Source organism: Micromonospora sp. MA102, from assembly GCF_025460765.1.
GTDB lineage: Bacteria > Actinomycetota > Actinomycetes > Mycobacteriales > Micromonosporaceae > Micromonospora > Micromonospora halotolerans.
Window position 1 is genome coordinate 21997 of the sequence record NZ_JAMWEG010000011.1, and the last position, 19784, is coordinate 41780.

17 protein-coding genes are annotated in these 19784 nt (G+C 71.1%); 4 read left to right on the forward strand and 13 right to left on the reverse strand.

The window, feature by feature from the left end:
- Positions 1–43: 43 nt before the first annotated feature.
- Both NFX44_RS21655 and NFX44_RS21660 read right to left on the reverse strand, forming a co-directional pair.
- Complete coding sequence (locus tag NFX44_RS21655; protein ID WP_262285401.1) at positions 44–673, reverse strand: bifunctional 4-hydroxy-2-oxoglutarate aldolase/2-dehydro-3-deoxy-phosphogluconate aldolase; 630 nt, start codon at positions 671–673, stop codon at positions 44–46.
- Complete coding sequence (locus NFX44_RS21660) at positions 670–1491, reverse strand: IclR family transcriptional regulator (RefSeq protein WP_262285402.1); 822 nt, start codon at positions 1489–1491, stop codon at positions 670–672. Before NFX44_RS21660 ends, NFX44_RS21655 begins: the two co-directional genes overlap by 4 nt.
- Positions 1492–1568: 77 nt before the next feature.
- Between NFX44_RS21660 and NFX44_RS21665 the strand changes: the two genes are divergently transcribed.
- A complete protein-coding gene (locus NFX44_RS21665; protein WP_262285403.1) occupies positions 1569–2558 on the forward strand; it encodes a sugar kinase in 990 nt (329 codons plus the stop codon).
- Between the two features lie 69 nt (positions 2559–2627).
- Here the strand turns inward: NFX44_RS21665 and NFX44_RS21670 are convergent, their stop codons facing one another.
- Positions 2628–5399, reverse strand: coding sequence for a hypothetical protein (locus tag NFX44_RS21670; protein WP_262285404.1), 2772 nt, complete (start codon positions 5397–5399; stop codon positions 2628–2630).
- Positions 5400–5549: 150 nt separating this feature from the next.
- Positions 5550–8444, reverse strand: a complete 2895-nt coding sequence (locus NFX44_RS21675; RefSeq protein ID WP_262285405.1) for a TIM-barrel domain-containing protein — start codon at positions 8442–8444, stop codon at positions 5550–5552.
- A 693-nt stretch (positions 8445–9137) separates the two neighbouring features.
- Here NFX44_RS21675 and NFX44_RS21680 point away from each other — a divergent pair.
- A complete protein-coding gene (locus NFX44_RS21680) occupies positions 9138–9359 on the forward strand; it encodes a hypothetical protein (RefSeq protein ID WP_262285406.1) in 222 nt (73 codons plus the stop codon).
- Positions 9360–9443: 84 nt separating this feature from the next.
- Here the strand turns inward: NFX44_RS21680 and NFX44_RS21685 are convergent, their stop codons facing one another.
- Entirely contained in the window at positions 9444–9863 is a 420-nt protein-coding gene (locus NFX44_RS21685; protein WP_262285407.1) for a hypothetical protein, read from the reverse strand.
- 348 nt (positions 9864–10211) lie between these two features.
- On the opposite strand from NFX44_RS21685, the gene NFX44_RS21690 reads away from it, so the two are divergent.
- Positions 10212–10658, forward strand: a complete 447-nt coding sequence (locus NFX44_RS21690) for a hypothetical protein (protein WP_262285408.1) — start codon at positions 10212–10214, stop codon at positions 10656–10658.
- A 159-nt stretch (positions 10659–10817) separates the two neighbouring features.
- On the opposite strand, the gene NFX44_RS21695 is transcribed toward NFX44_RS21690, so the two are convergent.
- The 8 genes from NFX44_RS21695 to NFX44_RS21730 all read right to left on the reverse strand — a co-directional run bounded on the left by NFX44_RS21695 (position 10818) and on the right by NFX44_RS21730 (position 18125).
- Positions 10818–12125, reverse strand: coding sequence for an RNA polymerase sigma factor (locus tag NFX44_RS21695; protein WP_262285409.1), 1308 nt, complete (start codon positions 12123–12125; stop codon positions 10818–10820).
- Between the two features lie 22 nt (positions 12126–12147).
- Positions 12148–12519, reverse strand: coding sequence for a YciI family protein (locus NFX44_RS21700; protein ID WP_262285410.1), 372 nt, complete (start codon positions 12517–12519; stop codon positions 12148–12150).
- 13 nt (positions 12520–12532) lie between these two features.
- Positions 12533–13192 carry a DUF998 domain-containing protein gene (locus tag NFX44_RS21705; protein WP_262285411.1) on the reverse strand — a complete coding sequence of 220 codons (660 nt, stop codon included), beginning with the start codon at positions 13190–13192 and terminating at the stop codon, positions 12533–12535.
- 597 nt (positions 13193–13789) lie between these two features.
- Positions 13790–14686 (reverse strand): hypothetical protein, encoded by an 897-nt coding sequence (locus NFX44_RS21710; protein WP_262285412.1) that lies wholly within the window; start codon positions 14684–14686, stop codon positions 13790–13792.
- 312 nt (positions 14687–14998) lie between these two features.
- On the reverse strand, positions 14999–15673 hold the full coding sequence (locus tag NFX44_RS21715; RefSeq protein WP_262285413.1) for a hypothetical protein: 675 nt from the start codon (positions 15671–15673) through the stop codon (positions 14999–15001).
- On the reverse strand, positions 15642–16187 hold the full coding sequence (locus NFX44_RS21720) for a DNA cytosine methyltransferase (RefSeq protein ID WP_262285414.1): 546 nt from the start codon (positions 16185–16187) through the stop codon (positions 15642–15644). The genes NFX44_RS21715 and NFX44_RS21720 overlap by 32 nt, the downstream gene beginning before the upstream one ends.
- 47 nt (positions 16188–16234) lie before the next feature.
- Positions 16235–17221, reverse strand: a complete 987-nt coding sequence (locus NFX44_RS21725) for a TRM11 family methyltransferase (RefSeq protein ID WP_262285415.1) — start codon at positions 17219–17221, stop codon at positions 16235–16237.
- The gene (locus NFX44_RS21730; protein ID WP_262285416.1) at positions 17214–18125 is read right to left on the reverse strand and encodes a hypothetical protein; all 912 of its coding nucleotides are present in this window, start codon (positions 18123–18125) and stop codon (positions 17214–17216) included. The genes NFX44_RS21725 and NFX44_RS21730 overlap by 8 nt, the downstream gene beginning before the upstream one ends.
- A gap of 745 nt (positions 18126–18870) precedes the next feature.
- Between NFX44_RS21730 and NFX44_RS21735 the strand changes: the two genes are divergently transcribed.
- On the forward strand, positions 18871–19728 hold the full coding sequence (locus NFX44_RS21735) for a hypothetical protein (protein ID WP_262285417.1): 858 nt from the start codon (positions 18871–18873) through the stop codon (positions 19726–19728).
- Positions 19729–19784 lie beyond the last annotated feature (56 nt).

The following is a 19784-nucleotide window of genomic DNA, read 5'->3' on the forward strand; positions in this document are numbered from 1 at the left end:
GGGCGGCGAGCGGACGGTTTTCCGAGCTGAGCCGAGGGGGACGTCACATGGGCCAGGGTGCCGCTGCGGCGGCGTCCAGGAAGGCGCGGGCGCGGCGGCGGAGCGCCGGCCAGTCCCCGGCAGCCACGTCGCTCGGGTTGACCAGTGCGCTGCCGGCGCCGACGGCGACCGCGCCGGCTGCGGCCCACTCCCCCACCGAGCCGGGCGTGACTCCGCCGGTCGGTGCCAGCCGCACGTCGGGCAGTGGGGCACGCAGTTCCCGCAGGTACTCCGGGTCGACGTGGCTGGCGGGGAAGAGCTTGACCAGAGTGGCTCCGGATGACCAGGCGACGTCGACCTCGGTCGGAGTGAGGGCCCCGCAGACCACGGGCAGGTTGGCGGCAGCCGCCTCGGTGAGCACGTCGACGCGGGTGGTGGGGGTGACGAGAAACTGGGCGCCGGCGTCACGGGCGGCGCTCACGTCGCCGGGGGTACGGACGCTGCCGGCTCCGACGGCGCAGGTGTCGGGCAGCGCGTTCCGCAGTTCGGCGATGGCTTCCAGCGCCGTGGGCGTGGTGAGGGTGACCTCGATGCTGTCCAGGCCAGCCTCGGCGAGTTCGCGGCCGGTGCGGACGACGGCCTCGGGGCCGGGGAGCCGGATGATGGCGATGACGCGGCCGAGCTGGATGGTCATGACATGACCACGGGGGCGACGGCCTGCTGGGGTACGACGTGGGCGGGCCCGACGTACCCGAGGTTGATGCTGACGGAGTCGGCCGCCTCGATCACCGACCGGACGAGTTCGGTTTCCCGGGCGGGCAGGTCGATGGCGGAGAGCGCGCCGGACACCGAGAGGGCGGCCACCACGGCGCCCGAGCTGTCGCGGATGGCGGCGGCGACGCAGGCGCGGCCGAGGGCGAGTTCCTCGATCTCGGTGGCGTAGCCCCGGGCGAGGGTGCGGGCGATTTCCTCGTCGAGCTGTTCGTGGCTGGTGATGGTGCGGTGGGTATAGGCGCCCAGGGCCGCGTCGGGTAGCAGGGAGCGCCGCTCGTCCCCGGTCAGTCCGGTCAGGAGTGCCTTGCCGAGCCCGGTGGCGTGGAGTGGGTTGTACTGTCCGGCGAGGACGAACGGGCGGGGTGCCTGCCGGCCTTCGAAGTTGAGCAGGTAGAAGAGCCGGTCGCCGCGGCGTACCGCGACGTTGACGCCGAGGCCGAGTTCGGCGGCGAGGTCCTGGGCGGTCTGCCGGGCCTCGCGGTGGACGGGGTGGCTGTTGAGCACCGCGCCGCCGAACGAGACCATGTCGAGTCCGAGTCGGTAGAGACCACTGACGGGGTCGCGGTCGGCGAAGCCCATGCCTTCGAGGGTGGCGAGGAGCCGAGAGGCGGTGGAGAGTCCGAGTCCGGTGGATCGGGCGACGTCGGAGACGCGGAGTTCGGTGCGGCCGGCCGCGAGGGCTCGGAGCACGGTCAGGGCCCGTTCGACGCTCTGGTTACTGCCCGGTTCGGCCGCCATGTTGACCCTCCCTGGAAGCTTCTTGCGACATGTGGCATCTTATTCTGCACTGTGCACGATATTGACCATGCTGCGGGGTGGTGCGGGTGACGCGGGACGGGCATGGTGAGCCGGCCCTGGAGATAGTCGGGCTCGGCGAGGCGATGGCGTTGTTCCAGCCGCCGCCCGGCCAGTTGCTCGCCGACACCGCAGCCGTCGAGGTGCACGTCGCGGGCGCCGAGCTGAACCTCTGCACGGCCGCGGCGCGGCTCGGCGTCCGCGCCGGGTTCTGCAGCCGGGTGGGCGCGGATCCGCTCGGCGTCCGGGTCCTGGCGGCGGCCCAGGCGGCCGGTGTGGACACCTCGCTGGTGGCGGTCGATGCGGCATACCCGACCGGCCTCTACCTCAAGGACGTGCTGCCGGACGGGCAGCGTCGGGTCCACTACTACCGGGCGGGGTCGGCGGCCGCGCACCTGGACGCGTCGGACGGGGCCCGATTGCTCGCCGCGCGGCCGCGGCTGGTCGCGCTTTCCGGCATCACGCTCGCGCTGGGCGCCGGCCCGCGGGCGGCGGTCGACGCGGTGCTACGGGCGGCCGGGCCGGCCGGCATCACCGTGGCGTTGGATCCGAACCTGCGTCCCGCGCTCGGCGACGTCGACCGGCAGGCCGCGGACGTGCGGGCACGGCTGGCGTACGTGGATGTGCTGCTGCTCGGCACCGACGAGGCCGGTCCGGTCCTCGGCGTACGCGATCCGGACGACCCGGAGGAGGTGTTCGCCGCCGCGGCCGACGCCGGGGTGCGGGAGACCGTGCTGAAGGCCGGCGCGGACGGTTGCTACCACGCCCGTGCCGACGGCACAGCGATGCACCTGCCGAGCACGGCGACAACGGTGGTGGATCCGGTAGGCGCGGGCGACGGATTCGCCGGCGGCTACCTGGCCGGCCGGCTGCGCGGCGCCTCGCCGGCGGGCGCGGCCGGCCTGGGCACTGCGCTCGCCGCCGGAGTGGTCGCCGCCCCCGGTGACACCACCGGCCTCCCCGACCGCGCGACCGCGGCCGCGCTGCTGGCGCGGGCCGTCGCCGACTGACGGGCGACCGAACGACGGCACGGATCCGTACGGTGCCGGGCGGCCCGGCCGCCCGGCACCGCGCCCGGATCAGGCGTCCGGGCCGTCCTGGTCGATCAGGTCGGTCCCGCCGCCGCCGACCACCACGTCCCGATCGGAGCCGCCGTGGAGCCGATCGTCGCCGGGGCCGCCGACGACGACGTCCGTGCCCGGCCCGCCGAGCAGGGTTCCGCCGCCGGGTCCGCCGACCAGCCGGTCCGCGCCCGCACCGCCGCAGAGGACGTCGTCACCGCCGAGGCCGACGATCACGTCGTCGCCGCCCCGGCCGACGATCACGTCGGCCCCGGCCGTGCCCCTGAGTCGGTCTGGGCCGTCGGTGCCGACGATGGTGGGCTCCCGACCTGCGCACAGCGGCGCTGCGACGGTCACGGTGGCCTGACGGGTGAAGTAGCCCAGGCCGTAGGAGACGGTCACCGTGTCGCCGAGCGTCGCGCCGAGCGCGGCCAGGTCCAGCTCCGCGGTGTACGTGGTGGTGTTCGGCCCGTCCTGCACGGCGGTCAGCCGCTGCGGTGCGCGCTCGCCGACCCGGACCTGAAGGTCGGCCCGGTCGAGTGCCGCCGCGTCGAGGTTCAGCGGCGCGGTCAGGCGAACGTGCACCCGGCCGCCCTCCGGCACCCGGTGCACCGGAGTGCCGGCGGCGTCGGCCACCCGTACCGCGGTGGCGTCGACGGCCCGCCACGCCAGCGTCTCGTTCCAGGCGGTGTTGAAGGTGACCCAACCCTCGGAGTGGCCGACGTTGCCGACGCCCGGGTTGTACGGGTAGTGGGCGTTCTTGGGGCTGCCGTCGAGCACGCCGCGGGCGCCCTGGAGGCGACCGGCCCCGCCCTGGAACTCCGAGTACCAGCCGCGGTCCACGCCTTCGAAGCCCCACTCCTCCGTCGGCCCGCGGTACGAGGCGTGCCGTCCGGTCGGGTTACGGCCGAAGATGTTGTCTACCTGGGCCACGGCAACCTGCCGCAGCCGCGCGGCGAGCGGATCGTCGCCGAGCACCCGCGCGGCGGCCAGCGCCGGGGCGGCGAAGCCGGCCACATTGCCCGTCTCGTTGGGATCGCTGGCGGACCCACCGCCGGTGAAGGGCGGAATGGTCCACCGGTCCGCGGAGTACCTGCGGAAGTCCCACAGGTTCTCCGAGCGTTCCGCCGCCACCTCGGCCCACCGGTGGATGAAGTCCCGGGTGCCGGGCGGCGCCTGGTCGGGGTAGGTCAGCAGCAGCCGCGCGAGGCCGGTGATCAGGTGGTACTCGCCCTGGCGCTGTCCCTTGGTGACGCTCGGGTCGGCGACGTCGAGATTGCCGACCAGCCAGGTGGCCTGGGCCTTCGCGGCGGTCAGGTACCGGTCCGCGTCAGCGCGACCCTCCCGCTTGGCGACCTCGTACATCATCACGTTTGGCCACACTGAGTGGCCAGGCGGCAGCTCCCCCTTGCCGGAACCCACCTGCGTGTAGACCTGCAGCAGGTCGGCGGTGTGGGGAGTGGTGTCGTACCAGGCGAAGCGGTCCTTCGCTGCGTCGTCCCAGATCGGGAAGAGGTAGTCGCGCGCCCGCTCGTAGACGCTGCGGGGAATGTAGTCCGCCAGGTACGGATAAGCGTAGAGGAAGGCGGCAAGTTGCTCTTTGAGCAGCGTGTGGTTCACCCGCCCGCCCAGGTACACCTCGACGGCCCAGTGGATCAGCCGGACGATCTCCGGGGTGTCCGCCGGCAGCTGCACCGGCAGCCCCACGTACCGTGCCTGCGGGTCCTTGATCTGCACGAACGCCGACGGGTTGGCCAGGTACATGTCAATCAGCGACGGCAGCTCGAAGGACATCTGGTGCGAGTCGCGCCAGCCGACGCCGAGGTAGCAGTTCTGCGGATCGGTGCCGCCGTAGACCATCCTGCTGAAGTCGCCGTAGTAGCAGCGCACGTCGGTCATGAACTGCACCGCCCGGCGGTAGGAGACGCGCTCGATCCAGTCGGCGCCGATTCCGAACGGGACGGACCGGCCGGTCCCGGCCGCGCCCTGCACCTCCACCGTGTACGGTCCCAGCTCGGCCGGGTCGAAGTCGGTGAAGTCGCCGATCTGGCCGCGGACGGTGCCCTCGTGGCGGACGGTGCCGGCGGCGTCGATGATCCTGAACCGGTCGCCGTCGACGGCGCGGGGTGCGGTGAACCGCTTGACCTGGCCGAGGTTGTAGCCGCTCTGGTTGACCAGGATCGGCTGATCGGCATCGGGCTCGCCAGGTTCGGTCCAGGAACAGCCCGACGCGGTGGCGGGGTGGTCGGCGGGAACGGTGGTCAGCGCGGTGACCGCGACGGCGGCGAACGACGCCTGGGCGTGGTAGACGCCGAGGCCAATGGTGCCACCGGCCGCGGGTGCGTCCACCACGGCGACCCGTTGGGCGTCGATCTCCACGACGGAGATGTTGTTGGCCCGGCGGATGACCAGCTCGTGCCATTCGCCCTGCCGCAGCGGGGCGGGGCCGCGGCACACCGTCTGCGTCACCGGACGGGAGACCTGAACTCCGGACCAGCCGGTCAGCTGCGCCGCGAGATTGTTCTGGGTGACGGCGTACGGTTCCCGGAGGTCCGTGAGCACGGAGACCGCGGGTGAGTCACTGGCCGCATCGACGCGGACCCTGGTACGCAGCTCGTACGCGTCGGGCAGGCCCACCGGCGTCACCGGGGCGATGTACCGGCCCGATGACTGGGTACGGGTGTCGATCGAGGCGTAGGGGAACTCGGCGGTGGTCGCCGTCCACTCCGCGAGCGACCCGGTCAGCGCCCGCCACCGGCCGAGCCCGGCGGTGAAGTCGTCGGTGAACATCGGTGCCGCTGCCGCTGCCGCTGTCGGGGACGGGGCGGCGACCGCGGCGGACGTCGCCGTCAGGCCAACGGTCGCCATCAGGATCGACGCCAGTGCAGCACCGGCCCACGCTCGTGCAGGTGTCGTCAACAGGATCTCCTTGTCAGCGTGTCAGGTGACGTTCACGGTGAAGTGCGCCAACCGGCGCCCGCCCGCCGCCTTCACGACGACGACGTAGGCTCCCGCGACGCCGGCCCGCGTCTTCAGGACGGTGTGGACCCGGTTCTGGTCGTCCGTCTCGAACTCCAGTTGCCGTTCGGCGCCGTCCGGTGCCGCCTGCACCACCTCGGTGACGGCGCGGCCGGCGGGGGACCCGGTCTGATCCACCAGTTCGAACTGCGCGGGCAGCGCCCGGCCGGTGACAACCGGCCCGGCCGGCTGGACGTTCACGATCTTGAGGCCCCACTCCGGAGAATCAGCGTCTGAGACCACGTAGTCCATCCCCGCCTTCACTGCGAACTCAATCGCCCCTGTGACCGGGTTCCTGCTGAAGGCGATGTCGGCGCCCGACGAGTCCCGGACGACGATGTCCTCTGCCGACCACGAGGTGTTCTTCGCGGTGATCCGGCTTCGGGTGTGTCCGTCGCTGCTGGTATAGGTGAGGGTGGCGCCGGGTGCGGCGACGGGGTAGATGCTGGCCCGCAGGTCTCCGGCGGCGACGGTGTCGCCCGGATCTCGCGCTCCGGGGTCGTGGACGAGGATGCCGGTACCGCCGACGAAGGCGGGAATCTTGCCAAACGGCTGCTGGTAGGCGGTGAGAGTGGTGGGGCCGGAAAACCGCTGCCCGGTCTCGATGTCCATCCATTCGCCGGCCGGAAGGTAGACGTCACGGGACATCGCCGTGTCGGTGTCACCGCCGTACAGCGGTGCGACCAGCAATGACGGGCCGAGCATCCACTCGTACTGCTTCCTGGCCGCGGACGCCAGGTCGCGGACTCGGGGGTCGTCGGGGAACGCCACGGGAAGCGGCGTCGCCGTCGAGGGGAATCGCGTCTCGTACGCCGTGATGGCCGCCGAGTAGATGTAGGGCTGATACTCGGCATGCCACTGTGCGGCCTTCCGGGTCGCCGCTACCAGGCCGGGGTCGTTCATCCGCCACGGCTCGTTGCCGAAGGACATCGCCGGCGACATGGCGGCCATCATGGCGTTCCGGGTCAGGTACCGCTGCTTCGAGGTGTTGGTCTCCAGGTCGCCGATGATCCGACCGCCGACGATGTCCGGATAGAAGTTGGGTTGACCGCTGGCCGCGTAGGCGAGCCCGTTGACGACCGTGCGGTCGCGGTCCCCCGGCCCTTGGTTGTAGTCGGTGTCGTTGATCCGCAGGATGGAGCCCGCCACCGAGAAAGCGCTGTTGCGCACCATCATGAGCTTGCCGTCGTCGTCGAGGCCCTCGTTGATCGGGTTCACCAGCGCGTTGTTGACGTATCGGTTCCCGGTGCCGTCGAACATGTGGTCTTCCTTGAATCCGTCCGCTCCCCACTCCCGGCTGCGGGCCACGAACCACCGGACAGCCTCCTCGTTGTTCGGATCGATCAGGTACATCGCGGTGTTGGGAAACGACACCGGCCGGAACACCCGCGGCTTGCCGTTCGCGTCCTTGATGAAGTAGCCCCGTTCGATGCCCACGGCGGTGCCGTCACCGTCCAGAGCGGGGTCGTACGTGCCGCCGTCGGCCGGCAGCGCGCGGAAGGACTGCCGGGCTCCGAGCAGCAGCTTGATCCCGTTGTCGTGCAGGAACTTCTTGTACCCGTCGGGATCCGGGTACTTCGCGCCCCAGAGGCCGAAGCTCGAGGTCGTGCCCTGGGCGCTCCCCGAACCGTACGGCCAGAATCCCGAGCCGGTCACCACCCAGCTGAGGGGGAAGCCCTTGTCCAGGTACGTCGTCACCGAGTCGGTGATGGTCTGCTGGTTGGTGTTGTAGCCGAGCGCCCCGTAGGACTCGTATCCGACGCCGAAGAGCGTGTAGTCCGGCTTCGCGTCGACATAGCCCGCGCTCCGCCGGACCTCGGCGTAGCGCCGGTAGATCGTCTGCATGTCCCCGAAGAAGTAGTGCAGCCCGGACATCTGCGGGCCGTTGACACCGAGCAGGGTGGCGGCACTGTCGACCTGCACGGCCAGGCTCTCGTCCGAGAGCACGACCTGGGCGAGCTTCCGGCCGGGGAAGACGGTGAACGTCGAGACGAAGCGCTGGTTCGTCGTGCCCGCGCTGTTCTGGGCGTAGTAGTCGAGGTTGCGGATGCCGTAGACGTTCAGGTCGGTCCGGAATCCGCCCAGGTCACCGAGCCCGTACGCGGGGTTCATGCCGCCGGCCACCTGCGCCCGCACGCTGCCGGTGCTCGCGTCGGCGGCGGTGACCCGCAGGTTGACGGAATTGTCCGCCGGCACCACCGTGACGTCTGCCCGGCGGCCGTTGGAGAAGGTCACGGAGAACCGCGCGCTCGACGCGTCCGCCGCCGTGAGCGTCGCCGCGACGGCGTCGCACGGCGCACGGTCCGGGACGGCCAGTTGCAACCCGGCTGTCGGGTGCGGCGCCGCGGCCGGCGCGCCGTCGACCGCGAGTCCATAGCGGAAGCCTCGACGGTCGATCGACATGGTCCAGCCGTCGCCGGCCAGCGAGACCATGGTGCCGTGCTGAGACAGCCGGTAGGAGGGGAAAGGTTGTTCCGGCGCGTCGACGATCGGTGCCGCAGTGTCGTCTGTACCGCAGTCGGCGACCGGTTCCTCGTCGCCGGCCACCTCGAGCAACCGCACGGCGTTGGCCCGGGTGATGACGTTGAGGTTGGGGGTGGTCACCGCCGGACCCGCGGTAGCGGTGACGGTCAGGGTGAAGGTCTGCCCCTCGTCAAGGTAGGTGGAGCCGATCTGGCGCCAGGCATTGCCGCCGACGGCCTGGTTGACCACCGTCGGGGTGTCCGGCCCTCCGGTCCAGGCGTACTCCACCTTGGCGTTGTCGACGCTCGCGGCGTAGTAGACGGCGAGGTCGTACCTGGCGGAGGCGGGTGCCACGACGGTCCAGGTGGCCGTGGAACCGGGGGTCCGGCTGTACCGCGACGGAGAGCCGTCGTAACCGGGGTCCCGGGCGTTCGCCCAGGTTCCGGTCTCGGAGTAGGCGCCGGGAGTCGAGGGAGTGATGACCATTGTCTCGGCGGCCGTCGCCGGGGAGGACGGGACAACGACTGCGGACGGCGTCAGGACCGCCGTGATCGTCGCGAGAAGGACGCGAAGTGGCGGGCGGGCGAACATCTGCTACTCCATCCTCGGCGATGGGCTCCTGCCAGGCGCGCCGCACCGCGACGTGGCACCCAGGGCCCGGTTCGGCGGCGAGGTGATCACCACTCGATTCCACTGCCGGGGTGGATCCTGTTTGGAATCTTCTTGCACGATACGGCACAGTATCCCGCATGTTGCATGTGGTCAATCAGTCGCCGGGTCAGCGGGGCGGTTCAGCGAGCAGCCACGGCACGAAGACCATCCGGCCGTGGTAGGGCGGACCGCACCGGCGCGGGTGGTGTCTGCGCGGGACGTCAGATGACCCCGGAGCATGCTGCATCCGCCTCGCCTCCCCGCTGCCTCGGGGCCGGCGTTCATCCGGTGGCGGCTGTTGGCGTCGTACTGGGTCAGCTTGGGGTCAGAGACTGTCAGCTGGGAATCGGACAAGATCGGGCTCTGGTACGGCCCCGGGCGTGGCTTGGGGATGCGGTGAGTTGGGTCGCCAATGTGATGCTGTCGGTGGGTCCGGAGGACCGCCCCAACGCCGAGGCGTTCAGCGAGTGGCTCGACGTGGAGCGCCCCCGTCTCGAAGGCATGAGGCCGGGCGGATGCGGCAACCTGAGGCCGATCACCGATGCGGACAACCGGTGGGGCGGCTACAAGAACCCCGAGTGCGAGGTGTACGCCGGGGCGCTCAACCTCGAGGGTTAGCGGACATCGACAGGCCTAATCGACCGCGTGCCTCGCGGCATGTCGGTGCGTTTGCCGAGGCTTCCCGAGACGTCACACCGGCTCCTATCGAGGACCACTGCGACATCGATGGAACAGTGCGGCCGCCGCCGGTCCGGTCAGGTACGGCATGAGGAGCTGTAGAGCTCGGGCATGCTGGGTCAACCGCTTGACAATGGTGTGTCCGCCGCCGAGGTTTTCGGGGACGTGCTGTGGCGGGCCGAGGCCGCACTCGACATAGAGACGGTCTAGCCCGGCGGCCTGCTGCTCGCCGGTCGCCGGGTCCACCCGGCGCACCCCTGTGGTGAAGCCGGCTTCGTTCTTCCACGCCCAGATCTCGACATCGACATGCAGGTCGGGCCGATGGAAGGCGATGCCGGCATCTGTTAGCTCAGGACCGGTGAAATCCCACTCCTCGGTCAGGAAGGCGAAGGCCTCCGCCCCATGCTGCCACATGATTTCCACTGGCCCGGGTCGGCTTCCCATGGTTGACAGCTTCCCACCGCGTGGCCTTCTTCCGAGGTCGCGCCGGCCCGAACGTCGGAAGCAGTCGGGGCAGGCCTGCGGTTTCCTCGGCACCTCGCGGAGCCCGCCGCTGGGCGTCGCGCCGGCGGCGCCGCGAGGCAGCTCGGGTGTGTCATCCCGCCGCCTCAACCGCGGGGTCGGCCAGGTTTTACGCCGCCGCCCCAACCCGGGCTGGCATCAGCACTGGTATGGCGAAACCAGCGGCTTCAGCCGATGGATGCCGATGCCGCGCGTGCGCTCACGGAGGCACTGAGCCCGCCTGTCGACACGGGCTTTTCGACGTCTGCGGTGAGCGGGTACGTTGCGCCGATGAGTCGACAGGATCAGGTCTCGGCCGCCTTATTCGGCGGACGCGTAGTGGTGTCGGCGCAGTTGCTGATGCTGGCGGTATACCTGGTCGGTAGCTTCGGTGTGCTGCTCGTGGCCGCACTGCACACCGGTGACCTCCCGGCTGTGCTGGACCCGCGATTGGAACGATTGGGCGACCCGAAGGACTCCCTTCCGCCGGCCGGTCCGGACTCAGTGTGGAACCCGCTGGTCTGGGTGTTCGGGGTCAGTCGCGTGGTGGCGATGTTCGTCTACCCGCTCGCCTCCGTGACCGTGGTCCTCGGGGTGGCAGCCCTCATCTGCACCTGGCGGACCGACGACCGGAAGGTGTTCGGCCGGCTCATCGTCAGCACGGGGGTGTGGTGTGCGCTGGCGGCGCTCGCCCTGACTCCGTACGGCACGCAGCTACACCGCTGGTTGCTCGACTGAGCCATGAATCCCGCCAAGAAGGCGCAGTCCGAACGCCGGTCCTCCGCGACCTTACCTTCAGCCGGTGCGTCCACACGTCGGTCCGGCCGAGTGGCAGCCGCAGACCCTCGCCTCCTGCCGGACTCTAGGCAGATTGAGCGCGTGCGGCTGGGCCAGCGGTCACGGTCGGCAGCGGAAAAGTCTTGGTTCTGCACGGTCCGCCGGGTGCGACGCAAGGGCCTCTGCGCGAGCCTGGAACAGCGTTCGCTCGTCCTCGTTGCGGGTCAGTTCCGCGGCCTGCTCGAATTCCGTCCGGGCCTCCGCGATCCGCCCGACCTGTGCCAGCAGCTCCCCGTGGACGGCCGGCAGCTGCGGGTACCCGCGGAGCGCCCGTTCTGCGCTCAGCGCTTCCACGATCGTCAGGCCGCGCACTGGATCGCCGGCCCTGCTGACCGCGACCGCCTGGTTGAGCCGGACCACCGGTGAGGGCCGCAGGTAGGCGAGGACCTCGTACAGGGCCGCAATCCGTTTCCAGTCGGTGTCAGCGGCGGTGTGCGACCGGGCGTGGCAGGCCGCGATGGCGGCCTGCACGGTGTACGGGCCACCGCCGAGCGACTCGGCACGTTCCAGGGCGGTCAGCCCGCGCCGGATCAGCAGCCGGTCCCAGCGGCGCCGGTCCTGATCGTCGAGCAGGACCGGCCGGCCGGCGTCGTCGGTGCGGGCGGGTAGCCGCGACGCCTGCAGCTCCATCAGGGCGAGGAGCCCGTGGACCTCCGGCTCGTCCGGAAGCAGCCCGGCCAGCACGCGCCCGAGGCGCATCGCCTCCCGGCAGAGCGCCGGCTGTGTCCAGTCGGCGCCGCCGGTCGCGGCGTAGCCCTCGTTGAAGATGAGGTAGAGCACCCCGAGGACCGTGCTCGTCCGGTCCGTGATCTCGGCCGGTGTCGGCATGGTGAACCGCACGCCGGCCGTCGCGAGCGTCCGTTTGGCACGCACGATGCGCTGGGCGGCGGTGGCCTCCGGGATGAGGAAAGCTCGCGCAATCTCCGTCGTACTCAGCCCGCCCAGCAGGCGCAGGGTAAGCGCGACGCGCGCCTCGGTGGACAGGACCGGATGTGCCGCGGTGAAGATGAGGCGGAGCAGGTCGTCGCCGATGTGGTCGTCGAGGGAGTCCAGGAGCTCGTCCTCGCCGTCGCGCTCCTGCCGGACGGCGTCAGCGCCCAGGACGGCGAGCTTGCCGGCGTACTGCTGGCGGCGCCGCACCGTATCGATGGCCCGGTGCTTCCCGGTGGCTCGCAGCCACGGGCCCGGATCGGTGGGGACACCGTCACGGGGCCACTGCTCAAGCGCGACCACGAAGGTGTCCTGGACGAGCTCCTCGGCGAGCCCGACGTCGCCGACGAGCCGGGCGAGGCTCGCGACGAGCCTCGCCGACTCGATCCGCCACACCGCTTCGAGCACGTGGCGCACTGCCGCAGGATCGGTGCTCACGGGTGCGGTCCTCCGTCGATCGTCACGCCGGTGCCGGGAAGTCTTCCGGACCGAACAGTTTCAGGATGTCGACCTCGCCCTCCCAGCCGGGCCACAGATCGCGGTGCGCCTTGAGGAACCGCGCGGCCCATTCGACCACCTCCTCCTTCGACTGCACATCGTAGATCGCGTAGCTGATGACCTCCTTCGACTCTGCGAACGGCCCGTCAATCGCCGTGAGTTCACTCCCGACCAGACTGAGCCGGGCGCCGCTCGCGCTCGGTGCCAGGCCCGCGGTGTCCAGGAGGGCGCCTGCCTGGGTGGCGTCCTGTCCCAAGGTCATGATGGCCTCCATCAGCTCGGGCGGTGGGGGCGTGGTGGAGTGCCTGCCGCGGAGCAACGTCAGGTAGCGCATGTCATCTCTCCTATCAGAGGGAACGGCGATAGTAGGCGAAGATCGTCGAGAGCCAGACGGAAGCCAGGATCACAGCGGCGGTGAAGGTCAGCAACGCCCAGGAGGCCCCACCGGTGGCGGCCATAGCGACGAACAGGACCAGGAACAGGGTGCCGGTGACGTGCGAGAATGCCGCCAGCCTTGGACGATTCTCCCGGCGCAGGCGGCGCCCGAGGAACTGGCACGCCCCGAACAGGCCGACGAAGCCGATGCCGCCGACGACGAAGTGCAGGATTCCGTGCCAGCTCACCGGCACCACCTCCGGCGTGCCGGCCGGGAAGCCGCGGCCCGGATCCGCGCGAAAAATTCCGGCACCTACCATGCCGGCGCCGTACAGCGCGAGCAGCGCTGCCGCCGTCTGACTCCTGAGCGCCTGTGACAGACCGGTCGCGCCTGCGACGACGAGCGCGCCGGACACCACCAGGTTCGCACTGTGCACCCAGCCGAAGGATCCGTTGGCCAGCATGCTCCACGCGTGTCGGGAGGGATCGAAGCCGTCTCTGACCGCGACCTCGATCAGGGACACCACGACGTACAGCGGTCCCGCGACCAGGCCGGCGGTCAGCAGCTTCCGCCGTCGCCCAGGATCTGACCTGCCCGGGGCCGTGATAGGTAGGTGCGCGGTCGACAGCATGGTGGTCTCCCCACAGAACGGGCCGCTTCCCGGCCTTCAACCTGTAGCTCGAATGGCAGGACCCCGTTTCGACACGCTGTCCGGAAAATCTAGAAGGAACTTCGCCGCATGCAATCGCGCACCAGCTCCACAGATGCGAGTAGGCGATCATGCGCGGATCTGCCGCGACCCGCGTGGGCGTGGATAGGCGGCAAAGCCGAGCAGCGCCTGCGGGTCCGCAGCGGCCGGCACGCGCGATCGTCGACAGCCATCACGCGGATTGCACGGTGCTGGCGAACCCGGAGGGCGGCCTCACCGACACGGTCGCCTTCGCCGCAGCTTCGGCGCTACCAGAGCCTCACCGCACCTGTTAGCCGCAGTTGGCGAGGATCTCCACCAGATCGCCGTCCGGTTCCCAACGAGCTCGGCGTGTCAGAAGTCGGGCGACGTCATCAGCGGCTGCAGCGCTCTCGGCGGGGCCGCGGTGCTAAGGCTCCACCCTGGGCAGCCGCCTCCTCGCGCTGCCCCGGCCGCGTACCTGTGCGACAACGATGCCACTCGCGCCTCCACTGTCGCGCTATGCGCAGCTGGTCGGATGAGGGTGACGCGGCGCCGGTGTCAGCGGCCCCGCAGCTTGTCCCACACTGTCCGTCTGGGCTGTGGCTGCGCCGAGGGCAGCACGTCTTCGGCAAGCATCCGCCGGGCCGCGTCGCGCGTGGCGGCGGACAGGTCCGGAGTCACGCACGCAAGCTGCGCCAGCGACGTCGCGATGAGCACGGGCCGGGTCTGTTGCGCCGTAAACGCTTCCTCGAAGCGCTCGGCCACCAGCGCGGCGACGCCGGCCCGTTGCGCCGGGTCCGTCCACGCCGAGGCCACCAGCGCGTAGACGGCCGCCTCGGTGGTCCAGTCCTCGACGCCGAAGACGATGTCAGCCAGCAGCCCCGTTTCACCCCGGTGCAGCAGGCCAAGGCAGCACCACGCCTGTACGGTCCGCTCCCACACGGACATCCGTGTGCGCACCGGCGACTGCGGCGGGTGGACGAGCAAAGACAACAACTCTTTGACGGGTACCTCGCGCAGCCGCGCCGCCGCATGCAAGGTGACCGCAGGCGGGCCCCAGGACCGCTGCGCGGCAAGCTCCGTCACCACCCCTGCGGCGTCCGGGTCGGGCGGGGGCAGGGCCGCGGTCTCCCGGGTACCGTCGTAATGCCACAGCATGGCGCCGCCTGGACGCAAGGGTTGGCGCGGATCGGGTTCGCCTGGGCGGCCCATGGCGATGACGATGCCCGGGCAGCGTCGCCGTACCAGGGCGATCGCGCTCGGCGGCTCCATCGCGGAGATCCCGATCTCCGTCGCCATCTGCTGGGGACCGAGTCCGGCGACGGCGTTGATGCTCGACGCCTTGCCGGCGGGCACAAAGCCTAGCCACGCAATGTCGCGGGCCTCCTCGAAATAACCGGCATTGACGCGCTCCATCAGCTGGCCTAGGTCGCGTGCGCCATGATCAGCAGGCATGCGGGCCAGCCTAGACCGCCACCGCCGGCGACGCTGCCCGAGCGGCGATCCGGCCCGCGTCTCGCGACTGTGAAACATGTTCACCGATCTGGCCGTGCTCGCGGTAACGATGTCGCTACGGTGCTGATGAGGGCCGCGCCGAAAAGTGGCTCGTGACAGTCAAGCCGTTCCAGGGCAAGATCACCCTCGATGTCCGCGACTCGCTACCGGACTGGGCAGCGCTGCGCCTATCTGGATGTGGCCGGGGCTGACGCGGGCTCTTCGCGGGCAGCCCTATGGGGCGCCCGCGAAGAGTTCCGGGTGGTGTGGTGGTCAGCGGTGGCGGCAGAGCAGGAGCCGCAGGGCGGTCGCCGCTTGGGTGGGGACGACGCCGTTGCCGAGGAGGCGTAACGCGCCGGTGCGTGGGAGGTCGAGCGTGGGGTCGGTGACCCAGTGGGCGGGTAGGCCCATGAGCCATTCCACGAACGGCGGTGCGAGCACGGGTTTGCCGTGCTGGCCGGGTTGGGTGGGCGCGGGAACGGGCCGGCCGATCAGAAGCTCCCAGCGTGCGATCGCGGGCGCGTAGATCCCCCAGGTCGCCTCATCGGGTGTTCCCAGGCTGCTGGTAGCGAGCTGCGCGACGGTGGTGCGTAGGTCGGGGCCGCCGTCGCCGTGGTGGCCGGGGCCTCGCGCGTCGGAGGCCCGGGGCGTCGGTAGGGCAGGCGCTGCACATCGCACGGCCGCGGACGGCAGGGTGAGGTCGCCGTGCGAGCCCCGTTGTCCCGGGCAGCCTTTCTGCCCGTCTGTCGCCCGCGGCGTGGGCAGGAGCACCTGTGACAGCGGCGGCCGGAAGCCGTTACCTGCGCGGCCGGGGGTGCCGGTGTCGCTGGCGCGTGGGGTCGGCAACAGGTCGTGGCGGGTGTCGTGGGGTTCGATGACGTCGGGCAGCCCGTTCTGGTGTCCGGGTCCCTTGCCATCACGGGCGCAGGGCGTGGGCAGCGTCCGCATCCTCTCCCCCGCCTCTGGTGCTGGCGAGCAGGAACAGCCGGTCCCGTCGGTGCGCGGCGCCGATGTCGGATGCGCGTAGGCACATCCAGCTCGTGTCGTACCCGAGCGCGGCCAGGTCGGTGTGGACGACGTCGAGTCCGCGCCTGCGCAGGGCGGCGACGTTCTCCACGAACACGAGCGGGGGTCGAAGAAGGCGAAGGCCTTTGGTGATGTGCTGCCAGAGGCTGGAGTGGGGGCCGGTGATGCCGGCGCGCTTGCCGGCGTTGGAGATGTCCTGACAGGGGAAGCCTGCGGTGAGGACGTCAACGGGCGGGACGCGGGTCCAGTCGACGGTGCGAATGTCGCCGAGGTTGGGCACGCCAGGCCAGTGGTGGGCGCAGACGGTGCGGGCGTGTCGGTCGGTTTCGGCGTACCAGGCGAGGTGGCCGCCGAGCACCAGTTCGACGGCCAGGTCGAGGCCGCCGTAGCCGGTGCACAGCGAACCGATCCGCGGCCCGGGAACGCGGTCACTCACGCCACCTCCCGCGCACCGGTGCGGACGTTGGCGCCCGGCGGTGGTCGTCATTCATCGGCGACCTCAGCGGGTAGTTCCGGCCGGCGGAAGATCAACACATCCTCGTGGGTGATCAGGTGCAGCGGGGTGCCGGCGGTGCGGGCCTTGCGCACGGCTTGAAGTTGGAAGAACGACGGCCGGGCGACGAGCCGCCCGTCGCGGACCGCGGCGAGCAGGGCGACGCACCGCTCGGTCGGGGCTAGGCCGGCGCGCAGGCCAGCGGCGATGACCGCGGACGGCAGGTCCACGAGCTGGCCGTTCTTGCGCCAGGGACGGGCGGTGACCACCACGGTGCCGCCGGGGCGCAGCAGCACCGCGCAGCCGGACAGGATCTCCTCGAACCCGTCGGTGAGACCGGTGAGGTCCCGGTAAGCGAGGTTCCCGCGGTCGGTGCCGTCGTTGTAGGCGTTGTCAAACTTCGCCACCCCGTCGGCGCCGGGCCGGACGAGGCCGTGAACGGTGGGCCCGTACGGCGGTGAGGTGACGACCAGGGCGACCCGCCCAGTGAGGGCGGCGGGCAGCAGCGATCGCAGGCGGGTGGCGTCGCCGCGGACCACGGAGGCCCGGCCGCCGGCGCCCTGTTGCTGTGCCTGGGTGATGTTGGCGTCCGCGATGTTCGACCATCGCGGCTCGTATTCCACCCCGATCGCGTCGCGGCCCGCGTGGATGGCCTCGACCAGGGTGGTGCCGATCCCGCACATCGGGTCGAGGACCAGGTCGCCGGTCCGGGTGTAGGCGTGCACCGCGTGGGCGGCGATCGCAGGGAGCATCCGGGCGGGGTGCTTGACCGACTCGGCGACGTACCGGCCGCGGCGCTGCACCGGCCCGGTCTGCTGCGCGGTCGCCCACACCGACAGACCCTCCGGTCCGTCCGGCGCCCGGTGACGTCCGCTGTCCTCGCGGTGACCGCCGTCGTACCTGTGCTGGCCGGGGTGGGCGTCCTCGGCGTCGCCGGGCCGGCCCTGGCCGAGTGGGAAGGGTGTGTGATCAGCCACGACCCTCACCGCCCTCGCACCGCCGCCGATTCGCCTGGCCGGTGGCCGGTCCGGGTACAGGGCTGAAGACCAGGAGGTCCGAGTGGACTTTCAGGTGCGCCACGGTCCACCGCTCGGGGCTGGCTTGCTGGGCGATCGTGAGGAGTTCCTCGTCGGTGACGTGGTAGATGAAGGTGTCCCCCTCGGTGTCGGCGACGACGGCGACGATGTGTTGCAGGTAGCCCAGGCCGACGGACGCGGCGGCGGTGGCCACCGGGGTGAAGTCCTCGGGCCCGACGGCCGTGGTGGTGGGGACGGTGACGACGAGGACGAGACAGCCGCCGGGGCGCAGGAGGCGCGCGCCAGCGGTCAGCAGCCATGCCAGCCGGATCCGGTTGGTGGCGTCTGCGGTGTCGAGGGGCCAGCAGGCCACGACGAGGCTGGTCGCCTCCTGCAGTGATGTGCCGTGGCGGGACGGGGTGGTCGGGTCGGTGGACGGGGGCAGGTCGGGGTCGGTGAGGTCGTCGCCGAACCAGGTGACCAGGTCCGGCAGGTCCCCGTCAGCGGGCGGCGCGGCCGGGTCGGGCGGGGTTCGTGCGGTGGCGGGGCCGATGATGAGGCTGGAGACGTCGGTGAACCAGCCGGGGTGGTGCCGGCGGCGGCCTGCGTGGCAGACGGCGGCCAAGGCGTGGTCGAAGGTGAGGTCGACGACCGGGTCGCCGGGGCGGCTGTAGGCGGCGACGAGCCGGTAGGCCAGCCGGGCACCGATGCTGCGGCCGGTGTCGGCGTCGGTGCGGGCGGTGCGCCACACGGTGACCGGCACCGGTGGGTCACCAGCGACCACGTCGGTCAGGGTCGGGTCTGCCTCGGGTGGGTCGACGGGCTGGACAGGGTCGTGGGGGTGCTGCGGTGTGTGCTCGCTCATGTGGATGTGGCTCCACGCCGCGCCCGTGGTGCGCTGACACCCTCAAATCGGCGTGTGTCAGCTGTGGCGGACACCCCTTGGCTCTGACGGAAGTCTGACAGCACCGCCGGGCGTGGCAGCGTGGTGCCCTGGCTCGGTCACACGTGCCCGGATGGTGTCACGCCCGCCCTGACCGAAGGTGACGGACAGCCATGGCGGCAGCGGTGGGATCCGTTGGAGGGCCGCCGCTGTCAGACATTCACCGCACCGGCGGTTGCCGCGCGTGTCAGGTCCAGCGCGGTGAGGCGATTTCATCGATGACCGCCATGTCTTTCACCCGTCGGTGCCGCTGTCAGACCTGGTGCGGCCGCCGTGTCGGGCGCCATGCCATGTTTCGCTACATCAGCGCTGTCCGTCAGCAACAGCCTGAACGACGGCCACGGCAGACGCCGTTGTCAGGCCCTCGCTAGGTTCGGTTGAGAGGACGACATGGCTGTCAGGTCGGCCGGCGCGGCTACTGTCACCGCCAGGCCGCCGATGTCCAGCGCGCAGGTCAGAGCCGGTTTGTCAGGCCGTTGCCAGGATCCGACACGGACGACGGCAGCCGTCTGCGTTGATCCGTGGCAGTGCGGCGGCGTAGCGCTGTCGTACTACTGGCCTGGGCTGTCAGAGGTCTGTGAGGGCGTTGTGGCCCGATCGATGTCTTCCGCGCCGGTGTGACACCACCCCGGCGCGTAGCCGACGATCGCCTCTGGGAGTGTGTGACATGACCGTGTCCGACTCGGATTGGCCGGACTCGCCGCTGGACGCTGTCGAGGCCGCCTTCGCGGCACTGACCACGGGCCCCGCCCCCCTGACGCTCGACGTGGACAGACTCGGACCTGGCACCGGCTTGCCGGCCGGTGTCATGACACTGCCGGCGCTGCGGGACTGGCTGCTGCGCCATCCCCGCGCCTACGCGGCGCGTGACGCGGTGTGGCGGGACCTGGTTCGCCGCGCTCGCCTGGGCGGACCGTCCTGGGTAATCGCGGCGGTGGCGATGGCGATGCCAGCGCTGCGCCGGCATGCCGGACGGCTGCACGCGGGGTGGTCCGGTGACGGCGCCGACCTGGACGCGGAGATCCTCACCGGTTTCCTCGCCGCCTTGCGCGACCGCGTCGACCTGGCCAAGCCGGCCCCGTACGCCGCGTTGTGCATGGCCGCCTGGCGGGCCGGACACGAGATGCTGCGCCGCGCGGGCACCGCGGTGCCGGTGCAGGATCTGGAGCACGTCGTCGGCCCGCGCACGCCGCACGTCCCCTACGGCCACCCCGACCTCCTGGTTCGGCGGGCCGCGCGGCTCGGTCTGCTGGAGGCCAGTGACCTCGAGCCCTACATCGACCTGCGGCTCGGGGGCAGAGCGATCGAACCGATCGCCGCGCGTCTGGGCATCACCGTCGACGCGTTGCGCAAGCGGATGAACGGCATCGACCAGCGCCTGGCTGACGCCCTCGCGATGGGTCTGCTCAGCGGCGTCGTCTCGGCCAAGGCTCGCGAGTGGCTGCAGCACCAGGCCGCGCACCGCGCGCGCACTCGCGCCGGCCGCTCCGGCGCCCTGCGGAGCGCGCCTCGGGCAGCCGCCTGACCCGGAAGGCTTGCCTCTGCCGCCTGGCGAATAGCAGGGACCGGAGGCAGGGCGTC